The organism is Blastococcus sp. SYSU DS0616, from assembly GCF_054051015.1.
Genome location: NZ_JBJHAJ010000056.1, coordinates 1 through 2,962 on the forward strand (window position 1 = coordinate 1; position 2,962 = coordinate 2,962).

Sequence of the window (2,962 nt, forward strand, 5' to 3'; positions counted from 1 at the left end):
CCCGCCATGAGGGGCAACCCCGCCGGCCGGTGGCCCGGCACCCCGCCCCCGGGGGGGATAATTCACGCCTAATTACTGTTCGGGGGCGGGGGGGGGGCCAGCCCCCCCCCCCCCGGTTCCCGTAGGGACGACCGCGCTGCTCGACCTCGACGAGGTCGGCGGCCGGGTGGAACGCACCGAGCTCCCGGGGGGCCTGCGGGTGCTCACCGAGAGCATGCCGGGCGTGCTGTCGGCGACGCTCGGCATCTGGGTGGGCGTCGGGTCGCGGGACGAGACGCCGGCCGTCGCCGGCTCGTCGCACTTCCTGGAGCACCTGCTGTTCAAGGGGACGACGTCGCGCGGCGCGCTGGAGATCGCGACGGCCATGGACGCGGTCGGCGGTGAGATGAACGCGTTCACCGCGAAGGAGCACACCTGCTACTACGCGAACGTGCTCGCCAGCGACCTGCCGCTCGCGGTGACGTTGCTGGCCGACCTGGTCACCGACGCCACCAACACCGCCGCGGACCTGGAGTCGGAGCGGACGGTGGTGCTCGAGGAGATCGCCATGCGCGACGACGAGCCCTCCGACGCGGTGCACGACCTGTTCGCCGAGGTCCTGTACGGCGACACCTCCCTGGGCCGCTCGGTGCTCGGCACCGTCGAGTCGATCGAGGGGCTCACGCGGGACGACGTCGACGGCTGGTACCGGTCCCGCTACGCCGTGCCCTCGATCGTCGTGACCGCGGCCGGGCGGGTGGAGCACCAGCAGGTGCTCGACCTCGTGGCGAAGGCCTTCGGCGACCGGCTCTCCGGCGCCGGCCGCCCGGCGCCGCTGCGCACCGGGGACCTCGTCCTCGAGCGGCCGGCGCGGCCCACCGGACTGATCTCCCGCCGGACCGAGCAGACGCACCTGTTGCTCGGCACGCCCGCCATGGGCCGGCAGGACGAGCGCCGTTACGTGGCCGCAGTCCTCGACGCCGCCGTCGGGGGTGGCATGAGCTCGCGGTTGTTCCAGGAGATCCGCGAGAAGCGGGGCCTGGTGTACAGCGTCGGTTCGGCGCTCACCCACTACGCCGGTGCGGGCGCGTTCTCCGTCTACGCCGGCTGCTCGAAGAAGCGGGTGCCCGAGGTGCTGCGGCTGATCCGCGAGGAGCTCGGCCGGGTGGCGGTCGACGGGCTCACCGCCGACGAGGTCGCCCGGGCCCGGGGTCAGCTCAAGGGTGGGTTGGTGCTCGGGCTCGAGGACACCGGCTCCCGGATGAGCCGGCTCGGCAAGAGCGAGCTCTCCTACGGCGAGTACGTCCCGGTCCGGGACGTGCTGGCCCGCATCGAGGCGGTCGACGAGGGGCAGGTCCGCTCGGTGGCGGCCGAGCTGTTCGGCCGGGAGACCTGCCTGGCCGTGGTCGGCCCCTACCGTGAGTCCGACCTCGACCGGCTCTGACGTGCGCGACGGACGGCAGGCACTGCCCCAGGTGGCGTTCGGCCTGGTGCTGGCGGCGTCCCTGGTGATCTTCTTCCTGCCCTCCTCGGGCGTGCCCACCGCACCGCCCGGGACGGACAAGGCGGTGCACCTGGCGCTCTTCGCCGTGCTCGCGGCCACGGGCCGGTGGGCCGGGGTGCGGACGCCGCGGCTGGCCGCGGGGCTCGTCGCCTACGCCGTCCTCAGTGAGCTGGTCCAGGGGCTCGCCCCGCTGGGCCGTTCCGCCTCGGTGGCGGACGGCGCCGCCGATGTCGCCGGCGTCGCCGTCGGGCTCCTGGTCTGGCACTGGCGGGAACGCCGGGCACGCTGATCCGGACCCTGTCTTGCATCGGGACGCCGGGCCGGGAAACCTGGCCGCGTGACGACGAGCCCGACCGGCCAGCAGCCCACCTCGACCGATGCGGGGTCCCCGCTCATCCCGGTGGGGGTGCTCGGCGCCCGCGGCCGGATGGGCACCGAGGTGGTCAAGGCGGTGAACCAGGCCGACGACCTCGAGCTGGTGGCGATGGTCGACGACGGCGACTGGCTGTTCAACGTGGCCGACGCCGGAGCGCAGGTCGTCGTCGACTTCACCCGCCCCGACGTGGTCATGGACAACATCCGGTTCTGCATCGACAACAACATCCACTGTGTCGTGGGGACGACCGGCTTCGACGAGGCCCGTCTGGCCACCGTGGCCGAGTGGCTGGAGCCGAAGCCGGAGGTGGGCGTCGTCATCGCGCCCAACTTCGGCATCGGGGCGGTCCTGCTCATGCGCTTCGCCCAGGAGGCGGCCCGCTTCTTCCCGTCCGTCGAGGTCGTCGAGCTGCACCACCCCAACAAGGTGGACGCCCCCTCGGGGACGGCGCTGCGCACCGCCCGTCTGGTGGCGTCGGCCCGCCGGGCGGCCGGGATGGCCCCCGTCCCCGATGCGACGACCGACGAGCTCCCGGGTGCGCGCGGCACCGATGTCGAGGGGGTGCACGTTCACGCGGTCCGGCTCGCCGGGCTGGTGGCGCACCAGGAGGTGCTGTTCGGGGCGGCGGGGGAGTCCCTGACCCTGCGGCACGACTCGTACGACCGCGCCTCGTTCATGCCAGGTGTGCTGCTCGCAGTCCGGGAGATCGGCCGGCGCCCCGGCCTGACGGTGGGCATCGAGAGCTTCCTGGGGCTCTGAAAGGACCCCGCGTCCCCCTTCCCTCGCGAGCTCGGGAGGGGCCCCGACGCGGGGCCGTTCCAGCACGTCACCGAGGGGTGGCGCGCGTCACGGGACCCGGGCTTGCGCACCGGCCGGAGAAGTCGTGTATGGTTCTCCATGCGCCGCGCGGCCCGGAAGGGCCGCCGGACCGGGGCCCGGGTAGCGGGTCACTGGAAACCGGCGTAGAGTTGGACATCCAGCCAGGGACGAAGCCCGCGAGGGTCTAGTTCTTGCGCGTCCGCTCCTTGAGAACTCAACAGCGTGCCGAAAGTCAGTGCCAAGTAATACCCCGTGCCCTGGCCACTGTGTGGTTGGGGCTGGGA

Annotated in this window: 3 protein-coding genes; all 3 read left to right on the top strand. The window is 73.1% G+C overall.

Annotation, left to right across the window (positions count from 1 at the left end; translation table 11 throughout):
* The first annotated feature begins 166 nt into the window (after positions 1–166).
* Genes ACI79K_RS21055 through dapB form a run of 3 tightly spaced genes read left to right on the top strand, consistent with a single transcriptional unit; the run spans position 167 to position 2,618 of the window.
* On the top strand, positions 167–1,423 hold the full coding sequence (locus tag ACI79K_RS21055) for a M16 family metallopeptidase (protein WP_456591308.1): 1,257 nt from the start codon (positions 167–169) through the stop codon (positions 1,421–1,423).
* Between the two features lies 1 nt (position 1,424).
* Positions 1,425–1,772, top strand: coding sequence for a VanZ family protein (locus tag ACI79K_RS21060; RefSeq protein ID WP_456600678.1), 348 nt, complete (start codon positions 1,425–1,427; stop codon positions 1,770–1,772).
* Between the two features lie 48 nt (positions 1,773–1,820).
* On the top strand, positions 1,821–2,618 hold the full coding sequence (dapB, locus tag ACI79K_RS21065) for a 4-hydroxy-tetrahydrodipicolinate reductase (RefSeq protein ID WP_456600679.1): 798 nt from the start codon (positions 1,821–1,823) through the stop codon (positions 2,616–2,618).
* The last annotated feature ends 344 nt before the right edge of the window (positions 2,619–2,962 follow it).